Origin of the sequence: Niallia sp. FSL R7-0271 (assembly GCF_038005785.1) — a bacterium.
Classification (GTDB): domain Bacteria; phylum Bacillota; class Bacilli; order Bacillales; family Cytobacillaceae; genus Niallia.
The window spans coordinates 84557-111026 of sequence record NZ_JBBOTZ010000002.1 but is presented as its reverse complement, the minus strand read 5'-3'; the positions used below and the strand labels follow the sequence as shown (position 1 = coordinate 111026).

Below are 26470 nucleotides of genomic sequence, written 5' to 3'. Positions count from 1 at the left end.
AATAGAGAGGAAACTTTCATGAAAAAGTTAGGAATATCCCTATATCCTGAGCATTCCACAATGGAAAAAGATAAACAATATCTTCAACTGGCCCATAAGTACGGCTTTGAAAAGGTGTTTACATGTCTGTTGTCCGTTAATGGTCAACAGAAGGACATTATGAAAAATTTTAAAGAAATTTGTTCTTTTGCAAATGATCTAGAGATGAAAGTAATGGTCGATATAGCACCGAGAGTTTTAACTGCTTTAGGAATTTCCTATAATGAACTGTCATTCTTTGCAGACATGGGTGCTTATGGCATTCGCCTAGATGCAGGTTTTTCTGGAAATGAAGAAGCAATCATGACACATAATCCCTTTGGGCTAAAGATTGAAATTAATATGAGCAATGCTACTAATTATTTAGATAATATTATCGCTTATCAGCCTAATCGAGATAATTTAGTAGGTTCCCACAATTTTTATCCGCATCGTTATGCAGGTTTAAGTTATTCCCATTTCAACAAATGCTGTGATCTGTTTAAAAAGCATAATATAAGCACAGCTGCTTTTATTAATTCACAAGCAGCAACATTTGGACCGTGGCCAGTTACTGAAGGGTTGTGCACACTAGAAATGCATCGTAACCTTCCAATAGAAACACAGGCTAAACACTTATTTGCGACAGGTCTGATAGACGAAGTGGTCATTGCTAATGCCTATGCTTCAGAAGCCGAAATGAAGGTGCTAAGTCAGCTTAACAGCAACATACTGACCTTCAAAACAGAATTATATAACACGATCACAGAGCTTGAGAAAAAAATTGTGCTAGATGAATTTCATTTTTACAGGGGTGATGTTTCCGATTATTTAATCAGGTCTACGCAATCACGAGTGAAATATAAACAGGAAGACTTTAAAGCAACAAACACGCCTAACATTCGCCGCGGAGATATTCTTATAGAAAATGAGCGATACGGGCAGTACAAAGGAGAGCTGCAAATCGCTCTGCAAGATATGGAAAACTCGGGAAAGACAAATGTGGTTGGCCGTATTGTTCCTGAGGAAGTATTTTTATTAGATTTTCTGCAGCCATGGGGGAAATTTCAATTTACATTAGAATAGTTTAAAGTGGCAAGCCTCAAGCATCTTGTATCTTTGAGGCTTGCTTTTCGCTAGTTTTTAGAGTTTTAATCAAAAACCTATTAGTCAGGTAGCTTTTCTTGATAAAATAAATTCAGTACTATAACACTAAGTGGATTATTTTTTACAACAGAGAGATTGAAAAGGGGGAAACTATGACTTCCGTTAATATATTAGTGAGAATTGAAAGTATTATTGAAGAGCTGCCCAAGTCAGAAAGAAAGGTCGCACAATACATATTAGAAAATGCCAATGATATTGTACGAATGTCTGTTCATGAATTGGCTATGCATGCAAATGCCAGCAGTGCTGCGGTCATCCGCTTATGCCGTTCCATTGGAGTGGAAGGTTATTCAGATTTAAAGCTGTCTCTTTCATCCCAATTTTCCCATTCTTTGAAAAGCAGCTTTTCTGATATTGAAAAAAACGAAACAACCCAGTCCATTAAGGAAAAGATTGTCTCGAATTCAGTACAGGTTATTAAAGAAACTGCTTTAGAATTAGATGATGAAATGATTGATAAAGCAATTGAAAGTATAAAGCATGCAGATGTTGTATATGTGTATGGTTTAGGAGCTTCATCTCTTGTAGCAAATGATATTATGCAAAAATGGTCCCGCTTAGGAAAAGTCGTTGTAGCAATCCAAGATGCCCATATTTATGCTTCCATCCTTTCAGGAGCTTCAAAAAATTGCATCTTCTTCTGTGTGTCGAATACAGGTGAGACAACGGAAGTACTTCGCCTTGTTGATATCGCAAAGGAGTCTGGCTGTCAAACCATTGGACTAACCCGTTTTGGTCATAATACCTTATCACAAAAGGTTGGATTATCCTTACAATATGTGCGCGCACCAGAAGCACAGTTCCGCAGTGCTGCTACAAGCTCGATATTCGCCCAATTCCTAACAATCGATATTATCTTTTATGCCTACGTATCTAAGTATTATGATGATAGTATTGAAAAAATTGTAAACTCGCGAAACGCAGTAATGGAGTTCACCCAGAAAAATAAAGGATAAATATTATCTAAAGGGGACCATTAATAATGGAATCTAAGTTAATAATTTTGCGTGGAAATTCAGGCAGCGGTAAAACTACTGTAGCAAAGAGTATTCAAGACCATTATGGTACTGTCACACTGTTAGTTTCCCAGGATACAATCCGCCGAGATATGCTAAAGGTTCACGATAGAGAAGGGAACCTATCTATTGATCTGATTCGTCAAGTTGCTGAATATGGAAAGAGCAAATGTAAATATGTTATTGTCGAAGGGATACTGAATAAAATCCGCTACGGTAACATGCTCCATAATCTAATTGATTTCTATGATGGAAAGGCATTTACCTATTACTTTGATCTAACATTCGAAGAAACAGTCAAACGCCATAATACCCGTGATAAGAAGTTGGAGTTTGGAGAAGATGCCATGCGCTCCTGGTGGACTCCTAACGATTACTTAGGAGTGGCTGGTGAAAGAAAATTGACTAATGAATTGTCACATAAAGAGGTAGTAAAGTTAATTGTGAGAAATCTGGAAGAAGAAGGTAAATGAGTGCCTGCAGCGAAATATTATAGAAGAGGTCGTCCTAGTTGGACGGCTTTTATTTTTGAAGAATTTATTATATCAAAGAATATCACTCTCATTTTTCCCCTGGAGGTAGCAACTCTATGCAGATTGAAACATAGCATCTACTAATAATTATTTTGATTAATACAATATGTATAGGGTTAAGCACATGTTTATTTTTTTCGGTTTAATGAATATAAGATATTATCGTCACTGGATAAGCATTTACTTAGGCTTATTCTGTTCAATTGGTTTTTCCTATTTTTTTAATATATTAAATGTAGATATTTCAACCGATTCACCGCCAGGCGAGGAGTATTTCGATTTATTTTTGGCTATTATTTTATTTTCCTTTCTACAACTAATCATTTTGCTTTGTTTAAACGGAATTACCTCTATTATAAAAAAACTTACACAAAGAACTACATAGGAAGAGGTGGCTTGTTCTTGACCAAGATTCATATAACAGCAGAGCCATTTAATTCAGAGGAGGATTATTTACTATTTGAAGAAGCTCGAGTATTGTCTAAAATATATATTGGTCCTTCGGAATATGAGAATTATGATGAGGAAACGAAGCAATTTTTATATGACTTTCTATGTAAACAAAATGAATTCTCCCTTTTTGTTGTATTTGAAGCATATAAAGACTGTACAGAAGAACTGGAATCTAAATTAAGACAGAAAAGCATTCCATATTCATTAGGCTATGTAGAACCAAAACAAAAGGGATATCCGGTCTTTAGAATTACAATAAATAACTCTTCTGCGCTGAACCTTGTTTTAGAGGAAAGCTTTTGGTTTGCAGGATCTAATCAGTTTTATGCTGTTTCTTTTTCAGATAATATCACCTTTAAGCATAAACTTACTAAAGGTTTATTTGGCAGACAAAAGCAATCTCTAGTTCCGTGCTTTAATATGAAAGAAGCAGCAACGGTTATTGTAATTTGGCATGATGGGCAAGGGTTTACTATCTATACGAATGATTTTCGTTATGCATCATTGGATGAGCTAATCGATCATCTGCCGAGCGGAACGATTATAGACTAATAGCGGAATGTAAAGGGTGAAATCAATGGATCAATTATGGTTAAAGGAAGAGGATTTGCAGGAGGTGTTAAAGGAGCATTTTTTGCCTGTTAAAACTGAATTTTTGCAGACTTCGCCTAAAGTTTACTATCTCAGCGTGGATGAAAAACATGATAACAGTGAGCGAGATTATTTAAAGAAATTCTTATTTGCTGCTAATACCTTTCCTTTATATCTATCACTTTATTTGGAAACTAATAACGTCGAAGAATACTTAACTGACTTTGACGCACTAAGTTTAGAATACAATGTCCAATATTCATTAGAAAAAAGAATCTACCATAGTTCTGGAAGAATAAGAAGTTTCTATCATCCAGCGTATATAACTGTGAAGTTTATGGATATAGATACTCTTTCGCAAATTATTAATGATACCTATATACAAGCGGTCATGAATGATTTTTATGCCATTTCGTCCATCAATAATGTGCAGTTCCATTATAAGAAGAGAACAGCAGTCGTTCCTTTAAAACCAAATTCTTTTTACATTTCGATTGGTCATGACGGGCATGGTTTTTATTTGTTTTCTAATGAAAAAAGATATTCAAGCATTAATATGGTGATGGAAAATCTACCAGCGGAAACAGAGCTTACACAAATTAATGATAAACTTGTGAAGGAATGGGAATAGAGCAGAACTGGTGGTGCATAATACTTATGCACCACCTAAACTCAGTCCCAGATACGAACTCTTGGGATATCGGCTGTTCTTAAATAATCCAGGAGCTGACCGGTGTGAACAGACTCATGATAGGCGACGCGCAACAGCATATCTCCTAGCTCTCTTATGTAACCAGATTCAGAGCGGTCAATTTTTATTTTAATTAAATCTTCCTCTGTAAAGGATTTTATCGTATCTAGAAAACTATTACGATAAGGCTCAGCAATTTCTAATTCTGCATCAACAGTTGAATATGGTCTGCCTTCAAAGGGGGAATCAAATACAGCTAAACTTGCCCTGTTTTTAATGGCCAAATGATAATAATGCTCGCTTTCAAGTACATGTCTAATCATTTCAATACAGCTCATTGCCTCATTGTCCGGCTTCCAGAATAATTTTTCTGACGGGATAGATGTCCACACTTTTATACTTCTTCTTCTGACTTCTGCAAAGTTTAATAGAATTAAGTCAATTGAATTCATCTAAAAACCTCCTTTACTAATATCTATCATTATACAATAATGGAACTTAAAGTTAATTCTAAAACTTGGAACTTATTTCATACTGATTCGTATTAGTGTGTTGGAGGGAGTAAATGGAATGAGCAGACTAACAAAACCATTGCCGGTATCAATCGTTTTAGGAATACTTGTATTGGCATTTCAATTTACGAATGTCGCATCTTTGCTAATTTTACAGGGATATCCTTTGGCTTTTTACTGCTGACGTTATTGATTCATGAACTAGGTCATGTGTTGTTCGGAGTTTGGGCAGGGTATCGGTTCAACTTTTTAACGATAGGACCACTAACAATTGAAAACAGTGACAGAATGCATATTAAAGCGAATGACAGCTGGTTCTTGTTTGGTGGTGCAGCAAGCTGTTCCCCTTTAACAGACGACCTGACTGCAATTGCCAAGCAGCATAAGCTGTTTGCAGCAGGGGGACCAGTCTTTTCAGCGGCTGCTGCTTTAATCAGTTTAAGTATCGGAATACCAATGGACTTAGATCTAGCTATATATCTCGGATTGTTTAATTTGGCTATTTTCATTGTAACGATATATCCAACCAATGGGGCGTTAAAATCAGATGGAGGTGTTTTACTCGAGCTATCAAGAGGGGGAGAACAAACGAAAGAATTTCTGGTATCGCTTTTGTTGCTGAAAGAATTGAATTCTCCCTTACATCCCTCCGAGTGGTCCGAAGAATTAATAGACCGGGTAAAAACAATGAAGCCTTCTTCTGACAATATTATGATTGCGTATATGATTTTTTACTACACGTTATTGAAGGATGGCTATGACTGTGCCAGTGCTTTAATTGAACCGTATAAGCAAATACCAGTAACGAAGAAGAATAAATTATCTCTGCAATTTATCAGCCATATCCGACAGTTAGATTCTATTTTCAGTGGCAATAAAAATCTTGAAGAGATGAAAAAACTTCATGAATACTTGAGTCCGCTAGAGCCTGTCAGTTATAAAAGAAGTGAAGCTATTTTAGCAAAGTTAAAAGGTGATGAACAACAAGCGCATCAAAAAATAGCAGAAGTTTTGAAGGAAACAAAAAAAAAGGAAAAAAATATACGGTTTCTTTTATGCAGAAGAACAATTAACGGAACTATTAAAAACGAAACAATAATAGAATCATACTTGTTCTTTCTGTTTGTTAAAAGCAGTAAATATAGATATAATTAACCAAAAGGTTTGTACAAGAAAAGTGGGGTTTTTTACGTGAGTTGGGTAGATGTTAATTTATTATTTATTCCTATTATATGGTTAGGGAAAATAGGGATTTTTATATTTGCAGTTTGGTATGCTTGGAAGCTATTGAAAATACAAAAAGAAAAAAACAGTATTCTTAGAGAAATCTCTGCAAAACTCAATCGACTGGACAAATAATAGAATTTTTTATAGATTGTATAGAGAGCCGGATGAAAAATTCGGCTTTTTTGCTTAGTGCTGCTCTTAAATACGATATTTTCTGTGATTGGCGGTTATAATAAGAAAAGAATAGATAAATTTTAATATTATTTAAGGATGAGGAAAAAGATGTCTATGAAAACAAAATCAAAAAAATTAGCTGTATATTCCTTGATTATTATGGGGATTGGTTATATTGCAACAGCACCGTTTGATGATTCTATTTGGATCAGATTGCTGCAAGGCGGATTTGAAGCCGGTCTTGTTGGTGGGTTAGCAGATTGGTTCGCAGTTACCGCATTGTTCCGTCACCCCCTTGGACTGCCGATACCCCATACTGCATTATTACCTAATAATCGAAAAAGGGTTACAAATGGATTGGTTACAGTCTTGAAAAACGATTGGCTTTCTAAAGAAAGCATCCAAGATAAGATAAAGGATATCTCTTTTACAGATAAGCTCCTTCCAACCATTACAGATCTTATAACGAAAGGTTCTTTAAGAGTTGGAATCATTAAAGGGATTAAGAAGCTTGTTAGCAATATAGAGCTTGAAAAAATGGTCCCGTTTATTAAATCACAAATAACACTGACACTATCTACTGTTGAAGTCAAAAAAATTATTGAAGCGATAAGCTCAAAATTAGTTAATGAAAATTTCGATGAAAAAGTATTAGACCATGTGCTAAAAAAAGCCGATAACTGGTTAAGGCAAGAAGAAACAAAAAGCAAGCTTGGCAGTGTTTCCATGAATGTAATTAACCGGATTGAAGCAGATGGAATGCTTAAATTTGCGTTAAGGTCCATTGAAAGCTTGCTCAGCGAGGAGAAACTTGGCAACATCGTGCAAAATTTACTGTTGAGCGGTGTAAGAAGCTTGCAGCATAAAGGACAGCCAAACCGTGAAGCTTTAGTCCAGTATATTCGCAAAGAAATGGAAGCAATGAATGAGAATGAACAGCTGATAGAGGGAATCGACAAGTGGAAAAATCAGTTGATTTCTGAATGGGATTTAGACAGCACTATAATGGAAAGCCTACAAAAAATACAGCAAAATATCCTGCTTCAATTGGACGATGAAGAGTTTATTGATGCTTATTTGATTCCAATGTGCTTACACTTTCTTGGCATGGTTCAGAGCAATAGCAAGACTATTGATGCATGGTTACAAACGCAAATTACAATCCTGATTGAAAAGAACCATGCAAAAATTGGTGATCTTGTGCAAGAAAACTTAGATAAGCTTGATAACGAAACAATGATTGACATGATTGAAAACAATATTGGAAAAGACTTGCAATGGATTCGTGTTAACGGAGCTATTTGCGGGTTTATTATTGGGATTATCCTGACGGGTATCCATGGTTTAATTCAGTTAATGTAATCAATGAAAAAAAGCTGCGTGAAGCAGCTTTTTTTACTATTTTCTAGCATGTTATCTGAAACCTTTTCCTATTAAAGTGCGTATCTGTTTAAGCATATCTAAAAAGTAAAAGGGAGTTATATAATTTGAAGTTCTTTATATCAGAAGATCACTGGGATCTAGCAGGATATCAACAAAACTTGCAAAGTATTAGCCATCGCTTTGATTCAGACACAGCTGAATTCGTTCTTAATCATTCCTTTCATGATGCCAGCATCAAGGATATGAAACTGGTTAATCATTTTGACAACAACAGCAAGGAGGATATGGAAGACCCAACAACTATCATAATGATTATTAAGCATTATGATGACTTACTGTATGAAGTAATATGGAGCCAAGTTAGAAGGTTTTTCTTTGACTTTGATATTACACGAAATGTGTATGCTAACAGTGATAGCATTGCCTTTGATGGGATGCGAGGTATTGATGAGTGGGGCTATGACGAAATTACCGCAATTGATGATAAGCTGTTATCACATGAAATCGATTTGTTTTCGCAAACAAAAATTATCATTATATGTACAAGTATTCAAATAAAACTTTATACTGGCAAATCTTCAAAGCTTTAAATAGCAGCAAAACGAACCAACCGCTGGGACTTTTCCCAATGTCCTTCGAAACACTTATTTACAATAAAAAATCGAGTATACTCGCCTTAAGGATTAGTTCATACTAATCAATCAAACTAGAGGTGAGGGATTTTTTATGAAAAAGAACTCAGTTGTTATTGCTGGCGGAGGAAGTACTTATACTGCGGGAATTGTGATGATGCTAATTGAAAACCAGGATAAATTTCCTTTAAGAAAGCTGAAGTTTTATGATAACGATAAAGAACGTCAAGAAACAATTGCGAATGCTTGTGAAATTATCATTAAGGAACGTGCTCCTGAAATGGAGTTTGTTGCAACAACAGACCCAGAAACAGCGTTTTCTGATGTTGATTTTGTGATGGCACATATTCGTGCCGGCGGTCTGAAAATGCGTGAACAGGATGAGAAGATTCCTTTAAAATATGGAGTTGTGGGCCAAGAGACATGCGGTCCTGGTGGCATTGCATATGGAATGAGGTCTATCCCAAAAGTAGTGGAATTAATCGACTATATGGAACAGTATTCACCGAATGCATGGATGTTAAATTATTCAAATCCTGCTTCCATTGTAGCGGAAGCTACCCGGATTTTGCGACCTGACTCAAAAATTATCAATATTTGCGATATGCCTGTAGCTATTAAAAAGTCCATGGCAGACATATTAGGGTTGGAATCTGAAAATGATATAATCGAACGTTACTATGGTTTAAACCACTTCGGCTGGTGGACAGAGCTTTATGATAAAGCGGGCAATGACTTAATGCCACAGCTGAAAGAGCATGTTAAAAAATGGGGCTATGGAGCTAAAAATGACGGCATTAACAATCCGCTGTTAGCTGAATCCAGCTGGATGGATACATTCACAAAAGCAAAAGATATATATGCTGTAGATCCAGACACTTTACCAAACACCTATTTAAAATATTATTTATACCCAGATTATGTTGTCGAGCATTCTAATCCATCCTTTACGAGAGCTAATGAAGTAATGAATCATCGTGAGAAGAATGTATTTGCAGAATGCAAACGTATCGCCGAAGCTGGTACAGCAGAAGGGACAAGCATTGAAGCAGGAGAGCATGCAGAATTTATTGTTCAGCTTGCCGGTGCCCTTGCGTACAATACGTACGAAAGAATGTTGTTAATTGTTCCAAATAATGGAGCGATTGCCAATGTCGATCCGACTGCAATGGTTGAGATTCCTTGTTTAGTAAGCAAAGCAGGCGTTGAGTCATTATCAATCGGCACCATTCCTCAGTTCCAAAAAGGGTTAATTGAGCAGCAAGTATCTGTTGAAAAATTAGTTGTACAAGCATATTTAGAAAAATCATATCAAAAGCTTTGGCAAGCACTGACACTTTCACGAACAGTGCCAAGTGCAAGTGTTGCAAAAGATATATTGGATGATTTAATTGAAGCAAACAAGGATTTTTGGACAGAGCTTCATTAAGAATAGATGTATTGCTAAAATGAAGTAACAGGGTAAGAAGTTCATACCCTGTTACTTTTTTACAATGGAAGGAGATTCCGATGAGTCTGGAGGAATTAATTAATAATAACTATGACTATTTAAGTGATACAGATTTAACGATTGCTAAATATGTGCTTGCAAATAAAGAAAAAATCGGCAAGCTAGGAATTAATGAATTAGCTAAAAATAGTTTAGCCTCTAAATCATCCATTTTAAGATTTTCCCAAAAGTTAGGGTTTAGCGGCTATAGTGAATTTAAAAATTTTGTAAAATGGGAAATAAATGATTCTGAAGATACTCCAGAGCAGAACGAGCTTTTTGATCAAATTCTCCAAGATGTTCAAAAAACGATGCAATATTTAAATAATGTCGATCTTTTACCCATTTATAAAGCGATTGAAGCAAGTAAAAATATCTATGTTATTTCTACAGGCTTTGCACAGACAAATCAAGCTGCAGAGCTCCAGCGTTTGTTCTTATTGATTGGCAAACCAGTGCAGCTAATTCCGGGAATGTCGCATACGAATGAATATAAGCGTATTATTGAAAAGCTGACAAGCGATGATTTAATTATATTGCTGTCATTGTCCGGAGAAAATCCAAATCTGCAAGGCTTACTGGATATACCAGCAGTAAAAGGAGCAAAAATTATCTCGCTTACCAATTTTAAGAGTAATTGGCTATCAGGGCATTCGGATTTGAATTTATATGCATCAAGTTCAAAGAACCCTAACCCTAAAAATTGGTGGATACAATCAGCGTCGGCTTTTTTCATTGTGGTAGAAGCGTTAGCATTTGGCTATATCGATTATATAAATAGTAAGGGGCAGGAAGGGGAGACTGAATGATGAAAAGGAAAAAAGCACAGGTTTGCATACATAGTCCTATCAGCGGCGAAATCATTCCGTTAGACAGTGTGCCAGATCCTGTATTCTCAAGAAAAGTATTCGGAGAGGGTCTTGCAATCATTCCTGTTAACGGCGATATTTATGCACCAATAACAGGCACAGTGCTCCAAATTTCCGAAGCAAAGCATTCTATTGCCATAATGACAGAAGAGGGACTTGAAGTATTGCTGCAGTTAGGGTTAGAAACAGAAGAGTTAAACGGAGAAGGCTTTCACATTTTGGTTAAGCCTGGGGAGAAGATCCATGCTAGAGACCATATTGGGATATTTAATCTATCCATTCTTGAAGAAAGAGGGAAGGAAATTATTTCGGTGCTTGTTTTTCCTAATTTAGAAGATAAGGACGGAGAAATATTGGTGAAGGGCTTTGGGGAAGTTAGAGCTGGTTTAGAGATAGCTTCTATAAACTACGATAATAAATAACCCTCGATTGCTAACAATCGAGGGTGAATTTTTATTATATTGCAGTATAACCACCATCAACAAACACTGTTGTACCTGTAACAAAGTCGTTTTCTGCTAAGAACACAACAGCATGTGCGATTTCCTCTGGGTTGCCTAAACGGCCAATTGGGTGTTTTGCAACTAAACCATCGTAGAAATCACCTAAAGCTTCTTTGCTAACCATGCCAGACTCGATGAATCCTGGAGCTACTGCATTTACACGAATATTGCGATCTGCATATTCTAAAGCTAATGATTTTGTAATTTGGTTTACTGCTCCTTTACTTGCAGCATATGGAATGGAAGTTGGTTCACCAACAGATCCTAAGATAGAAGAAGTGCTGATAATAGAACCTCCGCCAGTTTTTAGCATTTCACGAATTGCATATTTTGCACCATAGAATACGCCGTCTTGGTTAATCGCAATTACGCGTTTATATTCCTCAGCTGTTAGCTCATGTGTTGGTTTTTGTACTCCTACACCAGCATTATTAAAGATGATATCTAGTTTGCCAAAATGTTTAACCGTTTCAGCAACTAAATTTTCAACTTCACTTTCTTCAGCTACATTTGCTTTTACAAATAAAACGTCCTCATATTTTTCTTTGAGTTCTTTTTCAACTTCTGCTCCTGCTTCTGCATTATAATCAGCTAAAACAACTTTTGCTCCTTTATCTAGGAAAGCCTTTACAGTTGCTAGTCCAATACCAGAAGCACCGCCTGTAACAATTGCCACTTTGTCTTGTAAGTTTGTCATGAAGAATTCCTCCTATTTATTTCTACGTTTTTTTATTATCTCTTATCTACACTTTTATAGTACTCCTATTGTCGAAACTTGTCAATTAAAGAATCTCAAATTAATATATTTCGTTTATAGAAATAAAAACATCTACATATAATCTAGATAGATATTAGTTTCAGCAGAGAATACGATTAAATACTATGTTAAAATAAGTAAAACCATATAGGAGGACATATATATGAAAGAGAAGATCTTCTATGAACGGGGTACAGCTGATTTAAAAAGAAAGACTATTCGAGCACACAAGCTTGTTCGGGAATTTAATGAAAGTGCAGTGGAAGATTCAGCAAAACGAGAGAAAGTTATAAAGGAGTTATTTGGCAGTGTTGGCGAAAATCCTTCGATTGAACATAATTTCCACTGTGATTTAGGCTACAATATTCATGTTGGTGATAACTTTTACGCCGGCTATAATTGCACTATTTTAGATATGGCAGAAGTTAGAGTCGGGGATAACTGTATGATTGGCCCCAATGTTGGAATATATACTGCTGGTCATGCAATTGAACCTAAGGATCGGAATAAAAGCGGGTATGGAATTCCTATTACGATAGGCAACGATGTGTGGATTGGCGGCAGCTGTGTAATTTTGGCTGGGGTCAATATCGGAGATAATTCTATAGTAGCGGCAGGTTCTGTTGTGATAAAAGATGTTCCGCCTAATACAGTTGTTGCTGGAAATCCAGCTAAAGTCATTAAAAACATCTAATACTGAATTTTTTGTAGAGCATAGCTGCCTTCTGGCGGCTTTTTATATTTTACTTAGCCACATAAATCTTCCTGAACCACTAAATGTTAAAAATACACTTTAGGTGGACCTTTTGAAAATGCTGTGAGCATGTAAAAATGTAACTTAAGGAGATGAATAAAGTGTTTAATGATTTTAAGCTCGTCGAGGGGCGACCTGTCTATATTCAGCTTAAAGAATATTTAAAAAGAATGATAACTAACGGGCATTTGGTTGAACATCAAAAGCTGCCGTCGACGCGGGAGCTCAGCTCAGAATTATTCATTAGCCGCAATACCGTTTTAACGGCATATGCAGATTTAGAACAGGAAGGACTTATTTATGCGGTAAAGGGAAAGGGTAATTTTGTTAGCCGAGTTGAAACCTTTAAGTCTCCGTCTATACAAGTAAATTGGGCAGAAAAACTGAGTGAGCAAACACTGCTCGCAGAAAAACACGATCTGATGAAGCATGGAGTGCGCCGTAACAAAGATGTGATTTCCTTTAATAGTATCGCACCTGACGAAAAGCTGTTTGATGTCGAAAATTTTAAACGGGCTTTTCTGAATCGAATGGCTATAGAAGGAGACGTTGTCCTGAATTATGGCTATGCCAAAGGGTATAAACCGCTAATCGACTACTTGCTTCATTATATGGAAGTAAAAGGCGTTGATATTAAAGATAAAGATATATTAATTACAAATGGATTTACAGAAGGTCTCGATATTCTGCTTTCATCTCTAAACAGGAAGCAGCGCCGGATTATTTGTGAAAATCCAACCCATCACTCTGCACTTAAATTATTCAGAATGCATGGCTATGAAATTGACGGCATTGACATGGAAGATGACGGCATCAATATTGATATGCTTGAGGACCTCTTGGCAAAAAATAATTATGACTTTGCTTATTTAATACCGTCCTATCATAACCCAACCGGAATTGTTACATCTTCTGAAAAAAGAAAGAAAATAATGGAGCTGTACTCAGCATATCAAATTCCAATTGTGGAAGACGGTTTTAATGAAGAATTGCGTTACTCTGGCGCACATTTAGCGCCATTGGCAGCATTCGCGGGGAACGGCAATAATGTCATTTATACAAGCAGCTTCTCTAAAATACTGTTCCCAGGTTTAAGAGTCGGCTGGATTTTAGCAGACAAAGAGTTAATTATTTGGAGAGCATGAAAAGAGCTCGTACCATTCATACATCTACTCTAGATCAGGCAATATTGTATCAGTATTTAAATGATGGCTACTTTGAAAAATATATAAAAAAAGCAAGATCTGTTTATAAGAAAAAGTATGAATTGGCAGTTCAGTATTGTAATAAATACATTCCATTGCGAAGAATAACCGGCGATGGCGGTCTCCATCTATTCATTGAATTGGATAAGTCGATCGATTCACAAGAGCTCTTAAAGAAATGTTCTCAAAAAGGCGTGGTTTTTGCCCTTGGAAATGATTTTTATACAGACAACAGCGGAAATCATACAATGCGGTTAGGATTTTCGAGACTAAAGGAAGAAGACATTATTACTGGGATTAAACTGATAGGAGAAACCTTAAAAAAACATTATGGAGGTTAGAAGAATGAGAGTTGGCGTAATAATGGGTGGAATTTCATCCGAAAAACAAGTTTCTTTGATGACAGGGGAAGAAATGATTGCTCATTTAGACAAAAATAAATATGAGATAATCCCAATTTGTCTTGAGCATAAAGAAGAAATAATCGCTAAGGCAAAAAATCTGGATGTCGCACTTCTGGCGCTTCATGGCAAATTTGGAGAGGATGGTGTTATTCAAGGCACTCTGGAAACGATGGGTGTTCCTTATACAGGCAGCGGTGTGCTTTCCAGCAGTTTATGCATGGATAAAAATATCTCGAAAAAAATCATCCGCTATGAAGGCGTGTCAACGCCAGACTGGATTCATCTTACTAAGGCAGAACTTAAGATAGAGAAAATAGAACAGATGGGTTATCCGGTGATTGTAAAACCTAATTCTGGCGGGTCAAGTGTAGGAGTGAAAATTGTCTATGACCGAAAAAACTTACTAGCCGCCATTAATGAAGTATTTAAATGGGACACTGAAGCAATTGTTGAAAAACATATCAAGGGTGAAGAGATTACTTGTTCCATCCTAAACGGAGAGCTTTTACCTGTCATATCAATTCGCCATAAAGGAGAGTTTTTTGATTATAACTCGAAATATGATGACACAGCTACTGTGGAAGAAGTAGTCCAGCTGTTGCCAGAAATGGAAGCACGCGTTTTTTCTGCTGCGATGAGCTGTTATCAGTCTTTAAAATGCAGCGTTTATGCACGAGTAGATATGATGCTAGAAAGTGGGATTCCATATGTCCTTGAAGTTAATTCATTGCCAGGTATGACGAAGAACAGCTTGCTGCCAAAAAGTGCAGAGTCTGCAGGGATTTCCTACAGTAAGCTCCTTGATTTAATCATCGAGTCTTCCATTAAGGAAAGGAAAATGCATGCATGATGAATAAAGTTTACCGATCTCCAACATTAAATAGGGAATACTACAAAGAATTACTATTATGTAATAAAGAAAGGCAGGCAAACATAGTTGGCTAGAGAAAAAATGGGTATGCTGCTTGGATTAGTTGGTGTCATTTGCTTTAGTTTAACACTCCCTGCTACTAGTGTTGCAGTTGATTACTTTGGAACGACAGTTGTCGGGTTAGGAAGAACAGTTTTTGCCGCTATTTTAGTTGTAATCGTATTGATTGTCCGCAAGGAAAAGCTCCCTTCCTTTCACCAATTCAAAAGTCTTATTATTGTTGCACTAGGAGCAGTGTTAGGGTTTCCGCTCCTAACGTCCTGGGCAATGGAGTCTTTGCCAGTTTCTCATGGAGCTGTTGAAGTAGCTCTGCTGCCATTAGCAACAGCTGGGTTTGCCATATACAGAGCAGGCGAAAGGCCTTCTCTTAAATTCTGGCTTTCAAGCTTCATAGGTTCTGCTGCTGTTGTTATCTATGCGCTGAATTTAGGGTTCGGCCAATTACAATTAGCTGACATTGCCCTGCTTGCCGCAGTAATACTGCTCGGATTTAGTTATGCAGAAGGCGGAAAGCTCGCAAAAGAACTAGGAAGCTGGCAAGTGATTGCCTGGGCAATTATAATTGGCGCTCCCTTTTTTATTATCCCAGTTGCCATGCATTTAACAGCTGATATGCTTCACGCACCATTCACCGCGTGGCTCAGTTTAAGTTATCTCGCAGTTGTAAGTCAATTTCTAGCTTATGTCGCCTGGTATAGCGGAATGGCAATCGGCGGGATCGCCAGAGTTAGTCAAATTCAATATTTGCAACCGTTTTTTATGATATTGTTTTCAGCTGTTTTCTTAGGTGAGACTATTTCTGTTGTAACAATTGTGATTGCTGTAATCGTTGTTCTCTCTGTAATTATTGGCAAAAAAACAACTGATGGTAAAAATTTTATTAAAAATGACAAGGGATAATCTTAAGCTGCCAATTGGCGGCTATTTTATTGGGTTTTTTAGGACATTAAAAAGGGAAAATCAACAAAATGAGAGAAGTGTTTTTATATTATTAACGTTACTTTCAGTCAGAGTGTTGATACTGATATTATGGCAGTTCTATCGTTAAACTTGAATTCATATTAAATGCAGCCGACATGACAGAGCAGGAAATGATACATTGGGAAAGCGTCTTGTCAACAAATCGAATTTTTGTTATAATTAGTTGTTTTGTATAAGATAAGGAGGCAAAAGATATTGTCTATTGAAATAGGAAGTAAATTGCAAGGTAAAGTAACTGGTATTACTAATTTTGGAGCATTCATTGAGTTACCTGAGGGAAAAACAGGACTTGTGCATATTAGTGAAGTGGCAGACAGCTATGTAAAAGATGTAAATGATCATCTGAAAATTGGTGATATGGTACAAGTAAAGGTTTTAAGTGAAAAAGAAGGAAAGATTGCTTTATCTATTAAGCAAACGATAGAAAAGCCGGAAGGTCAGTCTTCTTATAAACCACGAACTCGCCCAGCACAAGGACGTGGAAACAATGACCGTTCTAAAGGGAATTTTAAACCAAAAGAAACATTTGAAGATAAAATGGCAAAATTCCTAAAGAGCAGTGAAGAGAGCTTATCATCTCTTAAACATAATACAGAAGGTAAAAGAGGTGGACGAGGAGGCAGGCGTGGATAATAATGCATGTTTTAGCTCTTATTAATGTTAAATAATGATGAGCTTTATACTTGCGCGCTTGCACCTGCAATAGAGTCTACTTGATATCTATCTTTGATGGGTTACTTTGATTCATAAAAAATACTCCCAAGTTAGTTAACTTGGGAGTATTTTTGTTTTTCTAAGGAAGATATGGCACCTGCTTAGGTGTGTATGTAATTACATCAGAAGAATAAATATCCACTTTAATATGGTTATTGATGGATCGAGCAAGTATGAGTATTGGCTGATTATAATCATTTTTAAAAACCAAATCAGGTCCATCCCAGCTTACAGTGGCATCTCGCTTAACAGGAACGTAAGAAACACCTCTGCTATGTGTAAATCGCTGGACAATATTTAAGCCTGCGTTATCGACTGCATTAAATAGAGTAGAGGAAACTTGGCAAATTCCTCCCCCAAATTGTTCAGAGTATTCCCCGTTTACAATGGCTGTAGATGGTAAATAACCTCGTTCCATTGTTCTTTCACCAACCACTTTATTAAACGAAAAGCTTTCCCCTGGAAATAGGACATAATTATTGATTGCTTTTGCAGCAAGATTAATATTGTTATTACGTTCTTTGTTATATGGATTAAAGAAAGTAATATACTGTCCAATTTTTTCTCCTCTAATATTGCCGAGCAATTCACTATCTACTCGAGGATAATTGGCTCTTATAGGAATATCCAGAGCAGCTGAACCGTTAGAGAAAAAATAGTCATACACCTTATCTGTAAAAACGGCCCTGTTTAATCGGTAGCCAACCTGTTCTGAGATAATACTGCCGTTTGTATCAATAATCGCATTTTTAGGTTTTTTACTTATTTGCTGATCTATTTCATCCATAAAACTCTCCAGCTTATCTGTATCTAAAAAAGGCAATACAGGGTATTGCATGGAAAAGTTAGAACGATTAACTACAAACATTTCCTCGCCTTTGTTAGTAATTATTAAATCATCTGTCATCGTCATTTGTTGCGTATACATGATTAGTGCAAGCATCCAACTAAAATACATATCCAAAAACCCCCTATAATAAGTATGAAATGAAAGCCTGCATTTTATGTAGTCTAAAATGCTACGAATACTAACAAGGATGTCATCATGTATTGGTAGACGTTCTCATTCTTCCATTGATAAGTAATAGTAAGAGGGATGAATTTGGAAAAGCCTGCCATTTGTGGTAATGGCTATAGTATTAGGTATAACGCATCTTTTTTGCGGGTATGCGGATTTTTTATTATTGTTTTTAAGAAGAAAATGCAGCGTAATAATTAAATGTTATGGAGAACCATTAGTATTTCCGATGATAATCTTCATTAATATGATTGTATAGTATAGGTAGAGGTGATGAGAATGAATGATAAAAACTTCAATGATGTAAAGGCGGAGGTAAAGCAACAATTTGGAAAGAACGCTAAAAAATATGTAGAAAGCAAAAGCCATTCAAAAGGAGAAGACTTACAAATTTTGCTAGAATGGACTGCGCCGAAAGAGAGTTGGACTGTCTTAGATGTAGCTGCTGGGGGCGGTCATGTTACAAAGCTCTTAGCTCCTCAAGTTAAAGAAGTGTATGCAACAGATTTAACAGTTGAAATGTTAAAGGAAGCAAAACAGTTCTTAGATGTAGATGCATCCAATATACACTTCATTGTGGCAGATGCTGAAAATCTGCCGTTTTTAGACGAAAGCTTTGATTTAGTGACATGCAGAATTGCGGCACACCATTTTCCGGATGCCAAGGAATTTTTAAAAGAATCACATCGGGTTCTTAAACCGGGAGGAAAGCTGCTATTAATTGATAATATAGCACCAGATGAGAGTAAATTTGATGAGTTTATTAATACATTAGAACGATTACGCGACAGCAGTCATGTTCGCTGTTATACGCGGAATGAGTGGGAAAGCTGGATTGACGAGACTGGTCTTGTCCTTGTGAAATCCAAAGTTAGAAAGAAACAGATGGAATATAAAAGCTGGGTAGAACGAACAACATCTTCTCTAGAGCAGATTAAGAAAGTTGCAAAGTACATCGATAATACTGAAGTAAATGTACTAGATTACTTTGGGTTTCAATTGGAGGAAAGTGAGGTGCTCTCCTTTAAACTCGATGAATGGATGGTGCTTTTGGAGAAGAAATGAACACGAAAAAGATAAGCTGCCACCAGCTTATCTTTTTATTATTTGTTTATTTTAACTGTACCTCCACCATTAGTCTTGTTTCCTTTAATAAACCAAGAACCACCAATTAAGAAAAAGCCGCTAAAAAGAAAAACAGATAAAATTCCCATCCACGTGCCTACTATTCCGAAAAATATTGGTGCAATTAATTGGGATAGTCTATTGGTAGAAAGTCTTAACCCTAGCACTTCCCCAGTTCTGTTTAACGGTGAAGCGTTATAAGTAGTAGTCAGAGATAACGGCTGGCCACAGCCAAGACCAAAGCCCATCAAGCAGCTAAAGACACAATAAAAAGTCAGACTTCCGGTAAATGGAATAAGCAGAAAAGATGCACCGGCCAGCAGAACAGAGATAAATAAAATATAGTCTCTGCCCATAATTAAAAGCAGTCTCGGTAAAATAAAGCGAATTATAATCATCGCTAATCCTTGTAATGAAATAACGAGCCCAATTTGTGAATTGGATAAATGTGACTCCTTTGCAAGAATAGGAAAATAGGCAACGAAAATATCTCTAGAATACAAAACTAAGGCACTTGAAAATAAAGCCTTCTTCAATAATGGTATTTTTAATAACCCAATTGATTCGATAATGCTTTTCTTCTCACCCACATCCTTTTTAATGGCAGGTATTTTTAAGCTTATGATAATAGGCAGGATAGATAATAGCAGGGAAATGAGAAACACACTATTATAATTATAGTGTTCAGAGATATATCCCCCAAGCATCGGACCTAATACAGCAGCAGCAGCAACTGCCATGCCAAACATACTGAAATATTGATCTCGATTCGATTCGGTAGCTATAGTACCTATAACATTTTGCAGAGAAACAGCGATAAAAATATTCGATATCCCTACAATTAACTGACTAATATACAAAGCCGAAATAGAGGTGAAAAAGTATGGGAAAAACATACCTACAGCTAATCCAATCATCCCAAAAATAACCGGATAACGATCTCCATACTTATCAGCTATTCTGCCAGCATGTAAAGCAAAAAGAAGTGGGAAGAAGGCGAACGCAGCGGTTAATATACCTATTTCAAATGTATTTGATCCTAAGTCAGATGCATATAACGTAATAATTGGACGAGTAATATTAATAATTAATTGAAAAGCAAAAACAGAAAATATTATTATTCTCAACATCATACTTATCTCCCCATAATAAAAAGGAAGAGCAGATGTCTTCCTTTCATGAATACTTATTTTGCAGAATGAATCATTTGATCAAGATATTTAATAATTTCTTCTTTATTGCCTGAGATTTGTTCTTCTCTTGCTTTATCTTTTTCCACTCTATCAAGTGAGTTTGCCAATATTTCTTCTTCCTGTTCCTGTGGAATTACGACAACACCGTCAATATCGCCGACAATGATATCACCTGGTTTTACCGTAACACCTCCGCAAGAAATCGGGATATTAATCTCTCCCATGCCAGCTTTTCCTCCAGCTGCTACAGTTGTCCCTTTACAAAAAACAGGGAAATCGAGATCTTTAATGCCATTTATATCTCGGATTGCACCATCTACAACAAATGCACCAGCCCCAAGCGTTTTTGCCATACCAATTACAAAGTCCCCGGCAGCAGCTCTGTATGTATCTCCCTTAGCATCGACAATAATAACATCATTAGGTTTTGACTCTCTGATGGCTTTTAGAACGGCCAAATTATCACCAACTGGAATTTTAACAGTAAGTGCTCTGCCAGCAAAAGAATATTCATCCTTAATTGGCTTTATAGAAGGGTCCAGATTATTTAATCCATTCATAGAATCGGAAATCGATGTAGTAGGAATGCCTTTAAATTGCTCTATTATGTTCTCCATAAGCCTCTCCCTTGTTATTATATTTTCTACCATTATACAAAAAATCCACTATATTATAGAAATCAATATAAGTTATTGTTATCGATAAAAAAAAGTAATGGTTAATATGATCACACCGGTGGATAGGAAAATAAAAAATAGTTATGGATAAACATAAAAAAGCGATATTTCATTTATCGTTAGCTTTATATTACAGTGATAGTAGAAATTCAATATTGAAAATCTATAAGCACAAACGAAATAGGGAGATGAGATGATGAAGGCATATAAGTTAGGAGTATTACAAGGTGATGGCATTGGGCCAGAAATTGTAAGCGCTACAGTAAAGGTTTTTAAAGCAGCTGCACAAGAGTTAGATGTAAAGTTTGATTGGATAGAGCTTCCAATGGGGTGGGAAGGAATTGAAAAGTACAATGATCCAACACCTAGTTATACGAAGGAAATGTTAAATGACTGTGATGGTTGGATTTTAGGACCACACGATTCTGCAGCATATCCGCCTGAACATAAAGCAAAAAGAAACCCAAGCGGTGAACTTCGCCACACTTTAGATTTATATGCAAATATCAGACCAGCTAAAACAATGCCTGGGGCAAAAAGTGTTGTTGGGGAAGCAGATTTAATTATTTACCGTGAAAATACAGAAGGCTTCTATACAGATAGAAACATGCATATTGGCGGAGGTGAATGGCAAATAACACCAGAAGTTGTCGTATCTGCAGGTGTATTTACGAAGAAGGCTGCTGAAAGAATCGCACACGCTGCCTTTAAAATGGCGATGCAGCGCAGGAAAAAAGTGACGATTGTTCATAAAGCAAATGTTATTAAACTGGGAACAGGCCTTTTCTTAAATACATGTAAAGAGGTAGCGCAACAATACCCAGAGGTTACGGTTGATGACTACCATATCGATGCAATGACAGCACACTTAGTCCGCAGAGCAAGAGATTTTGATATTATAGTAACAGAGAATATGTTTGGTGATATTTTATCAGATTTAGCTGGTGAATTAGTTGGAAGCCTAGGATTAGCTCCTTCTATCAATACGAATGATAATCAGGCAATGGCGCAAGCAGCTCACGGCTCGGCACCAGATATTGCTGGCAAAAATATTGCAAATCCTATCGGCATTATGTTGTCTACTGTTATGCTGATGGATTGGCTGAGTGAAAGACATCATGACTCTAAATTACACCAAGTCGGTCAGCTTGTTGAACAAGGAATTAATAGCTGCCTTAAAGACGGGACAATGACTGGAGACTTGGGAGGGACAGCATCTACGTCTGAGTTTGCAGAAGCGATTATCACAAGAATTGGTGAGTTAGCTGTCAAATAAATGAAAACGCATTCAATGTGTTTGGGGGTATAAATTTGTTATCAATTCTAGGGTTTCTAACTATTGCGGTTTTCACTTACTTAGTCATGTCTAAGCGATTGATTGCATTTACAGCCATCATTTTTGTTCCTGTGATTTTTGCCTTACTCGGGGGATTTGGGTCAAAATTGGGAGATATGATGGTACAGGGAGTAGAGCTTACCGCTCCTACAGCAGTACTACTGTTATTTGCAATTCTGTACTTTGGTATCATGATGGATACAGGCTTATTTGATCCTGTTAGTAATATGATTTTAAAGATTGCTAAAGGAGATCCAGTTAAAATAGCAATGGGGACGGCGATACTAGCATTGCTAGTAGCATTAGACGGGGATGGAACAACAACATATATGATTATTTGTTCTGCCATGCTGCCTGTTTACAGAAAAATCGGGATGAACCCATTAATATTAGCAACTGTCTCCATCATGTCCTTAGGAATTATTGCAGGGAGCACACCGTGGGGCGGATCTGCAACAAGAGCAATTAGTGTGCTAGGTCTTAATGCGAATGAATATTTTATTCCGATGTTGCCAGTAATGTTGGCCGGGGCGATTTCTACACTTGCGATTGCGTACTTTTTAGGAAAAAGAGAACGAAAACGTCTTGGAGCGGAAGTTATAGCTAAATACAATCAAGAGATTGCAGCAACTGCAGAAGTGCGAGAAAAGAAGAATTCTAAAATCATTTGGTTTAACTTATTTCTCACTCTAGCAATAATGGGCGTCTTAATTCTGGACGTAGTAGAGCTGTATATTCTCTTCATCATTGGGTTCGCTATTGCTTTAGTGGTTAACTTCCCAAATATCGAAGAACAAAAAAAGGTGCTCAAACAGCATGCTTCTAATGCCATACCAGTTGTATCACTTGTGCTTGGAGCGGGGATATTCACAGGTATCCTTCAAGGTACAGAAATGGTTGACCATATGGCAAATGATATCGTTTCTATTATTCCAAGTGCGTTTGGAGAATACTATACCATCATTGTTGCAATCATTGGTCTGCCGCTTAGCTTCCTAATGTCAAATGATGCCTTTTTCTTCGGGGCATTACCTGTCTTAGCAGAAGCAGGCAGTCAATACGGGGTAGATTCTGTCAGTATTGCGCGAGCATCTGTAATTGGACAGACAATACACTTGATTGGGCCAACATCTGCACCATTATGGGTGTTAATAGAATTAATACGAAGTGATCTAGGTAAATTACAAAAATATACAATGGGCTGGATTCTCTTAACAGCCGTTGTCATGATTATTGTCGGAATTTTAACAGGAGCAATGGCACTGTAATTAAATAAGCTTAAACTTTCATAGAATAGCCCTTTTCAAAAAAGGGCTATTTATATTAGAGAAGGAGGAACAATATGGAGTTCGAATTTTTAACAGCATTACTTTCTATTATTGTTATTGATTTAGTATTAGCAGGTGATAATGCTATTCTTATAGGACTTGCGGCGAGGAATCTGCCTAAAGATCAACAGAAAAAAGTTATCATGTGGGGTTCTCTTGGTGCGATTATCATTCGAATTGCAGCAACTTTGGCTGTCGTATGGCTGTTAAAAGTACCAGGCTTACATTTAGCAGGAGGGTTAATGCTAGTTTTTATTTCTTATAAATTATTAGTAGAAAAGGAGGAACATAGTGATATAAAATCAAGCAATAATTTTTGGGGAGCTGTAAGAACAGTTATTATTGCAGATGCATTAATGGGACTGGATAATGTGTTAGCTGTGGCTGGAGCAGCTCATGGAAGTATCCTCTTAGTAGTGATTGGCTTATTAGTTTCTATTCCTGTTGTGATGTGGTGCAGCACTTTAATATTGAAATGGATTGAACGTTTTCCTGTTATTATTACGTTTGGTTCCGCAATCCTAGCATGGACAGCCTCCAAAATGATCGTTGCCGAACCTTTTTTGAGTACATACTTCCAAAATCCATTGTTGAAATATGGATTTGAAATAGTAGTGATCGCATTAGTAGTTGAGGGAGGGATTTATAAAAACAAACAGGCAGCTGCTGGTAATGCACATGAAACAATTTCCATTGAATCAAAGGAGTCCATAGACGTTATGTTTGCAGAAAAAATGGAGGAGAATGTTGAAGAGGTTAACAAGCAACCGAAAAGAGAGCTAACAAAAGTTTAATAGAACAAAAAAAGTGCCGATTTTTCAACAGGCACTTTTTTTAGTGTCTTATCTTTCTACAACAGATAAAATTTTTGTTTCTCCAGCAACTAAAGTAACTTCATCTTGCCATATAATTGAATAATTTTTGTTCTTAATATTAGGCAAGATAACTAATATTAAGGGACTATAAGCATTATCTTTTAAATAAGTTAAGTTAAAGTCAATTAAAGGCTCCCCTTTTTTCACCGATTGCCCCATCTGTACTAAAGCTTTAAAAGGCTCCCCTTTTAGAGAAGCGGTTTCAAGTCCAATATGGATTAAAACATCAATATCCTCTGCATTTCTAATCGTCATAACATGGTTTGTTTGAGAAATATGGGTGACCTCCCCAGTAACAGGTGAAACAATTATGCCATTGGAAGGATCCACGGCGAAGCCTTCACCAACAAGCTTATTGCTGAAGATAGGATCTGGCACAGTTTCTAAAGAGACAAAACTTCCATCTGCAGGAGTGAAAATAGAGTGTGCTTCTGTTTTCTTCTGATGGCTATTTTTAAACATGATTGAATCTCCTTTCATACAAGAGACATAAGAACTCTTGTTACCTTTATCGTAAATGTAACGAGTGGGAAACGCTTCGTCAATTCAATTCTGGAAGCACAGGAATATACAATCTTATAAAGCTAATGATACCAAGGGTTTTATCTATTATTCTAAAAAAGAATGGACAGCGATAATGAAAAGTTATGAACCATAACTCTTAAATAATGGTTATTAAAAACCTGTATCCATAACTTATTTTTATGATATTTAATAAAAAACGTATATTTTTTATTATGGTTTAATTGTATTAGAATAAATGTAGAAAGTAATTATTAACCAGTTAGTTTATATAACAATAAAGGTGGTTATCTGATGGCAAATTATAAATTAGGTGTTCTATATGGAGATGGAATTGGTCCTGAAATTGTAAAAGCATCCGTAGAAGTATTGAAGGCTGCCACACAACAAGCGAATAATGGTACAACCTTTGAATACAAAGAGCTGCCGATGGGATGGGAAGGCATTAAAAAATATAATGACCCTGTACCAGAAATTACGAAAAAAGGGTTGGAGGATACGAATGGCTGGTTAATGGCTCCACATGATTCAGCTGCTTATCCTGATGAACATAGAATCTCGAAACGAAATCCAAGCGGTGAACTTAGACATCATTTTGATTTATATTCTAATGTACGTCCAAGCCGTGCCCTGCCTGGGACGACTAGTTTAGTAGGTAATGCAGATTTAGTTGTTTTCAGAGAAAATACAGAGGGTTTCCTGTCAGATAGAAATATGTATAAAGGGACAGGAGAATATATGGTAAATAAAGACGTCGCATTAGTAACAGGCGTATTTACACGGCAAGCAACGGAAAGAATTGCTCATGAAGCATTTAAGCTGGCAATGACGAGACGAAAAAAGGTAACAATCGTTCATAAAGCAAATGTAATCAAGTTTGCTTATGAATTATTCCGTGATGTTTGTTATGAGGTTGGTGAAAAGTATTATCCAGAAGTAGAAGTGAATGATTTCCATATTGATGCCATGACAGCTCACCTAGTAAGAAGAGCAGAAGAGTTTGATGTTATTGTAACTACTAATCTATTCGGAGACATACTATCAGACCTAGCAGGTGAACTAGTAGGAAGTCTTGGTTTGTCAGCATCACTAAATACAAATGGAGAGCAGGCAATGGCACAGGCAGCACATGGGTCTGCACCGGATATCGCTGGACAAAATGTTGCTAATCCAACAAGTATGCTTCTTTCAACAGTGATGCTGCTTCAGTGGCTTGCAAACCATCATGATGATAATAATCTGAACGTTATTGCAGAAATAATCGAAAATGCTGTCTTACAAACGATTGCCGAAGGACCAACTACCCGTGACCTTGGCGGTTCGGCATCTACTACAGAATTCACAGAAGCTGTTATCAAGAGAATGCGAGCGTAAACAAAATAAAAACCAAAC

28 protein-coding genes and 1 pseudogene are annotated in these 26470 nt (G+C 36.6%); 23 read left to right on the top strand and 6 right to left on the bottom strand.

The window, feature by feature from the left end; all coding sequences use genetic code 11:
- Positions 1-18: 18 nt before the first annotated feature.
- The 5 genes from MKX82_RS20585 to MKX82_RS20565 all read left to right on the top strand — a co-directional run bounded on the left by MKX82_RS20585 (position 19) and on the right by MKX82_RS20565 (position 4409).
- A complete protein-coding gene (locus MKX82_RS20585; protein ID WP_341079767.1) occupies positions 19-1104 on the top strand; it encodes a DUF871 domain-containing protein in 1086 nt (361 codons plus the stop codon).
- Positions 1105-1277: 173 nt separating this feature from the next.
- Positions 1278-2141: a MurR/RpiR family transcriptional regulator gene (locus MKX82_RS20580; protein ID WP_233314806.1), complete on the top strand. Its 864-nt coding sequence runs from the start codon at positions 1278-1280 to the stop codon at positions 2139-2141.
- 26 nt (positions 2142-2167) lie between these two features.
- Positions 2168-2674 (top strand): kinase, encoded by a 507-nt coding sequence (locus MKX82_RS20575; RefSeq protein ID WP_341079765.1) that lies wholly within the window; start codon positions 2168-2170, stop codon positions 2672-2674.
- Between the two features lie 462 nt (positions 2675-3136).
- Positions 3137-3739, top strand: a complete 603-nt coding sequence (locus MKX82_RS20570) for a hypothetical protein (RefSeq protein WP_237943258.1) — start codon at positions 3137-3139, stop codon at positions 3737-3739.
- Between the two features lie 25 nt (positions 3740-3764).
- Complete coding sequence (locus tag MKX82_RS20565) at positions 3765-4409, top strand: hypothetical protein (RefSeq protein WP_341079763.1); 645 nt, start codon at positions 3765-3767, stop codon at positions 4407-4409.
- Between the two features lie 41 nt (positions 4410-4450).
- On the opposite strand, the gene MKX82_RS20560 is transcribed toward MKX82_RS20565, so the two are convergent.
- The gene (locus tag MKX82_RS20560) at positions 4451-4921 is read right to left on the bottom strand and encodes a DinB family protein (RefSeq protein ID WP_233314810.1); all 471 of its coding nucleotides are present in this window, start codon (positions 4919-4921) and stop codon (positions 4451-4453) included.
- A 118-nt stretch (positions 4922-5039) separates the two neighbouring features.
- Here MKX82_RS20560 and MKX82_RS20555 point away from each other — a divergent pair, with 118 nt between their 5' ends.
- From MKX82_RS20555 to MKX82_RS20520, 8 genes are all read left to right on the top strand, one after another.
- On the top strand, positions 5040-5165 hold the full coding sequence (locus tag MKX82_RS20555) for a hypothetical protein (RefSeq protein ID WP_282581443.1): 126 nt from the start codon (positions 5040-5042) through the stop codon (positions 5163-5165).
- A 5-nt stretch (positions 5166-5170) separates the two neighbouring features.
- Complete coding sequence (locus MKX82_RS20550; RefSeq protein ID WP_341079761.1) at positions 5171-6136, top strand: hypothetical protein; 966 nt, start codon at positions 5171-5173, stop codon at positions 6134-6136.
- Between the two features lie 36 nt (positions 6137-6172).
- Positions 6173-6340, top strand: coding sequence for a hypothetical protein (locus tag MKX82_RS20545; protein WP_233314812.1), 168 nt, complete (start codon positions 6173-6175; stop codon positions 6338-6340).
- A gap of 150 nt (positions 6341-6490) precedes the next feature.
- The gene (locus tag MKX82_RS20540; protein WP_233314813.1) at positions 6491-7744 is read left to right on the top strand and encodes a DUF445 domain-containing protein; all 1254 of its coding nucleotides are present in this window, start codon (positions 6491-6493) and stop codon (positions 7742-7744) included.
- Between the two features lie 125 nt (positions 7745-7869).
- On the top strand, positions 7870-8355 hold the full coding sequence (locus MKX82_RS20535; RefSeq protein ID WP_233314814.1) for a hypothetical protein: 486 nt from the start codon (positions 7870-7872) through the stop codon (positions 8353-8355).
- A gap of 136 nt (positions 8356-8491) precedes the next feature.
- On the top strand, positions 8492-9826 hold the full coding sequence (locus tag MKX82_RS20530) for a 6-phospho-alpha-glucosidase (RefSeq protein WP_341079758.1): 1335 nt from the start codon (positions 8492-8494) through the stop codon (positions 9824-9826).
- An 80-nt stretch (positions 9827-9906) separates the two neighbouring features.
- Positions 9907-10695, top strand: coding sequence for a MurR/RpiR family transcriptional regulator (locus tag MKX82_RS20525; protein WP_233314816.1), 789 nt, complete (start codon positions 9907-9909; stop codon positions 10693-10695).
- Positions 10692-11177 (top strand): PTS sugar transporter subunit IIA, encoded by a 486-nt coding sequence (locus tag MKX82_RS20520; protein WP_251648080.1) that lies wholly within the window; start codon positions 10692-10694, stop codon positions 11175-11177. Before MKX82_RS20525 ends, MKX82_RS20520 begins: the two co-directional genes overlap by 4 nt.
- A gap of 34 nt (positions 11178-11211) precedes the next feature.
- Here MKX82_RS20520 and MKX82_RS20515 read toward each other — a convergent pair whose 3' ends face one another.
- Complete coding sequence (locus tag MKX82_RS20515) at positions 11212-11955, bottom strand: SDR family NAD(P)-dependent oxidoreductase (RefSeq protein WP_233314818.1); 744 nt, start codon at positions 11953-11955, stop codon at positions 11212-11214.
- Positions 11956-12178: 223 nt separating this feature from the next.
- On the opposite strand from MKX82_RS20515, the gene MKX82_RS20510 reads away from it, so the two are divergent.
- From MKX82_RS20510 to MKX82_RS20490, 5 genes and pseudogenes are all read left to right on the top strand, one after another.
- Positions 12179-12709, top strand: coding sequence for a sugar O-acetyltransferase (locus MKX82_RS20510; protein ID WP_237943252.1), 531 nt, complete (start codon positions 12179-12181; stop codon positions 12707-12709).
- A gap of 161 nt (positions 12710-12870) precedes the next feature.
- Positions 12871-14315, top strand: a pseudogene (pdxR, locus tag MKX82_RS20505) (MocR-like pyridoxine biosynthesis transcription factor PdxR).
- A 4-nt stretch (positions 14316-14319) separates the two neighbouring features.
- Positions 14320-15228 (top strand): D-alanine--D-alanine ligase, encoded by a 909-nt coding sequence (locus tag MKX82_RS20500; protein ID WP_251648079.1) that lies wholly within the window; start codon positions 14320-14322, stop codon positions 15226-15228.
- Between the two features lie 102 nt (positions 15229-15330).
- Entirely contained in the window at positions 15331-16209 is an 879-nt protein-coding gene (locus MKX82_RS20495) for a DMT family transporter (RefSeq protein WP_341081574.1), read from the top strand.
- Positions 16210-16485: 276 nt separating this feature from the next.
- On the top strand, positions 16486-16923 hold the full coding sequence (locus MKX82_RS20490) for a S1 domain-containing RNA-binding protein (protein WP_233314822.1): 438 nt from the start codon (positions 16486-16488) through the stop codon (positions 16921-16923).
- A 160-nt stretch (positions 16924-17083) separates the two neighbouring features.
- Here MKX82_RS20490 and MKX82_RS20485 read toward each other — a convergent pair whose 3' ends face one another.
- Positions 17084-17962 (bottom strand): VanW family protein, encoded by an 879-nt coding sequence (locus MKX82_RS20485; protein ID WP_237943248.1) that lies wholly within the window; start codon positions 17960-17962, stop codon positions 17084-17086.
- Positions 17963-18301: 339 nt separating this feature from the next.
- Between MKX82_RS20485 and MKX82_RS20480 the strand changes: the two genes are divergently transcribed.
- Positions 18302-19087 (top strand): class I SAM-dependent methyltransferase, encoded by a 786-nt coding sequence (locus tag MKX82_RS20480; RefSeq protein WP_341079748.1) that lies wholly within the window; start codon positions 18302-18304, stop codon positions 19085-19087.
- 38 nt (positions 19088-19125) lie between these two features.
- On the opposite strand, the gene MKX82_RS20475 is transcribed toward MKX82_RS20480, so the two are convergent.
- Both MKX82_RS20475 and MKX82_RS20470 read right to left on the bottom strand, forming a co-directional pair.
- On the bottom strand, positions 19126-20280 hold the full coding sequence (locus MKX82_RS20475; RefSeq protein ID WP_341079746.1) for an MFS transporter: 1155 nt from the start codon (positions 20278-20280) through the stop codon (positions 19126-19128).
- A gap of 53 nt (positions 20281-20333) precedes the next feature.
- A complete protein-coding gene (locus tag MKX82_RS20470) occupies positions 20334-20957 on the bottom strand; it encodes an RraA family protein (RefSeq protein WP_341079744.1) in 624 nt (207 codons plus the stop codon).
- A gap of 256 nt (positions 20958-21213) precedes the next feature.
- Between MKX82_RS20470 and MKX82_RS20465 the strand changes: the two genes are divergently transcribed.
- The 3 genes from MKX82_RS20465 (at position 21214) to MKX82_RS20455 (ending at position 24475) form a co-directional block, all read left to right on the top strand.
- Entirely contained in the window at positions 21214-22293 is a 1080-nt protein-coding gene (locus MKX82_RS20465) for an isocitrate/isopropylmalate dehydrogenase family protein (RefSeq protein ID WP_341081572.1), read from the top strand.
- Between the two features lie 35 nt (positions 22294-22328).
- The gene (locus MKX82_RS20460) at positions 22329-23621 is read left to right on the top strand and encodes a CitMHS family transporter (protein WP_341079742.1); all 1293 of its coding nucleotides are present in this window, start codon (positions 22329-22331) and stop codon (positions 23619-23621) included.
- Between the two features lie 74 nt (positions 23622-23695).
- Positions 23696-24475 carry a TerC family protein gene (locus MKX82_RS20455; protein ID WP_341079740.1) on the top strand — a complete coding sequence of 260 codons (780 nt, stop codon included), beginning with the start codon at positions 23696-23698 and terminating at the stop codon, positions 24473-24475.
- 48 nt (positions 24476-24523) lie between these two features.
- On the opposite strand, the gene MKX82_RS20450 is transcribed toward MKX82_RS20455, so the two are convergent.
- Complete coding sequence (locus tag MKX82_RS20450; protein ID WP_341079738.1) at positions 24524-25018, bottom strand: PTS sugar transporter subunit IIA; 495 nt, start codon at positions 25016-25018, stop codon at positions 24524-24526.
- A gap of 354 nt (positions 25019-25372) precedes the next feature.
- Here MKX82_RS20450 and MKX82_RS20445 point away from each other — a divergent pair, with 354 nt between their 5' ends.
- On the top strand, positions 25373-26452 hold the full coding sequence (locus tag MKX82_RS20445; protein WP_341079736.1) for an isocitrate/isopropylmalate dehydrogenase family protein: 1080 nt from the start codon (positions 25373-25375) through the stop codon (positions 26450-26452).
- Positions 26453-26470: the final 18 nt, after the last annotated feature.

Bases quoted from the DNA above. Each gene is read 5' to 3' on its own strand.
- MKX82_RS20585 (WP_341079767.1), top strand. From the start codon at position 19: ATGAAAAAGTTAGGAATATCCCTATATCCTGAGCATTCCACAATGGAA.
- MKX82_RS20580 (WP_233314806.1), top strand. From the start codon at position 1,278: ATGACTTCCGTTAATATATTAGTGAGAATTGAAAGTATTATTGAAGAG.
- MKX82_RS20575 (WP_341079765.1), top strand. From the start codon at position 2,168: ATGGAATCTAAGTTAATAATTTTGCGTGGAAATTCAGGCAGCGGTAAA.
- MKX82_RS20565 (WP_341079763.1), top strand. From the start codon at position 3,765: ATGGATCAATTATGGTTAAAGGAAGAGGATTTGCAGGAGGTGTTAAAG.
- MKX82_RS20560 (WP_233314810.1), bottom strand. From the start codon at position 4,921: ATGAATTCAATTGACTTAATTCTATTAAACTTTGCAGAAGTCAGAAGA.
- MKX82_RS20555 (WP_282581443.1), top strand. From the start codon at position 5,040: ATGAGCAGACTAACAAAACCATTGCCGGTATCAATCGTTTTAGGAATA.
- MKX82_RS20540 (WP_233314813.1), top strand. From the start codon at position 6,491: ATGTCTATGAAAACAAAATCAAAAAAATTAGCTGTATATTCCTTGATT.
- MKX82_RS20530 (WP_341079758.1), top strand. From the start codon at position 8,492: ATGAAAAAGAACTCAGTTGTTATTGCTGGCGGAGGAAGTACTTATACT.
- MKX82_RS20525 (WP_233314816.1), top strand. From the start codon at position 9,907: ATGAGTCTGGAGGAATTAATTAATAATAACTATGACTATTTAAGTGAT.
- MKX82_RS20520 (WP_251648080.1), top strand. From the start codon at position 10,692: ATGATGAAAAGGAAAAAAGCACAGGTTTGCATACATAGTCCTATCAGC.
- MKX82_RS20515 (WP_233314818.1), bottom strand. From the start codon at position 11,955: ATGACAAACTTACAAGACAAAGTGGCAATTGTTACAGGCGGTGCTTCT.
- MKX82_RS20510 (WP_237943252.1), top strand. From the start codon at position 12,179: ATGAAAGAGAAGATCTTCTATGAACGGGGTACAGCTGATTTAAAAAGA.
- MKX82_RS20500 (WP_251648079.1), top strand. From the start codon at position 14,320: ATGAGAGTTGGCGTAATAATGGGTGGAATTTCATCCGAAAAACAAGTT.
- MKX82_RS20495 (WP_341081574.1), top strand. From the start codon at position 15,331: ATGGGTATGCTGCTTGGATTAGTTGGTGTCATTTGCTTTAGTTTAACA.
- MKX82_RS20485 (WP_237943248.1), bottom strand. From the start codon at position 17,962: ATGTATTTTAGTTGGATGCTTGCACTAATCATGTATACGCAACAAATG.
- MKX82_RS20480 (WP_341079748.1), top strand. From the start codon at position 18,302: ATGAATGATAAAAACTTCAATGATGTAAAGGCGGAGGTAAAGCAACAA.
- MKX82_RS20475 (WP_341079746.1), bottom strand. From the start codon at position 20,280: ATGATGTTGAGAATAATAATATTTTCTGTTTTTGCTTTTCAATTAATT.
- MKX82_RS20470 (WP_341079744.1), bottom strand. From the start codon at position 20,957: ATGGAGAACATAATAGAGCAATTTAAAGGCATTCCTACTACATCGATT.
- MKX82_RS20465 (WP_341081572.1), top strand. From the start codon at position 21,214: ATGAAGGCATATAAGTTAGGAGTATTACAAGGTGATGGCATTGGGCCA.
- MKX82_RS20455 (WP_341079740.1), top strand. From the start codon at position 23,696: ATGGAGTTCGAATTTTTAACAGCATTACTTTCTATTATTGTTATTGAT.
- MKX82_RS20450 (WP_341079738.1), bottom strand. From the start codon at position 25,018: ATGTTTAAAAATAGCCATCAGAAGAAAACAGAAGCACACTCTATTTTC.
- MKX82_RS20445 (WP_341079736.1), top strand. From the start codon at position 25,373: ATGGCAAATTATAAATTAGGTGTTCTATATGGAGATGGAATTGGTCCT.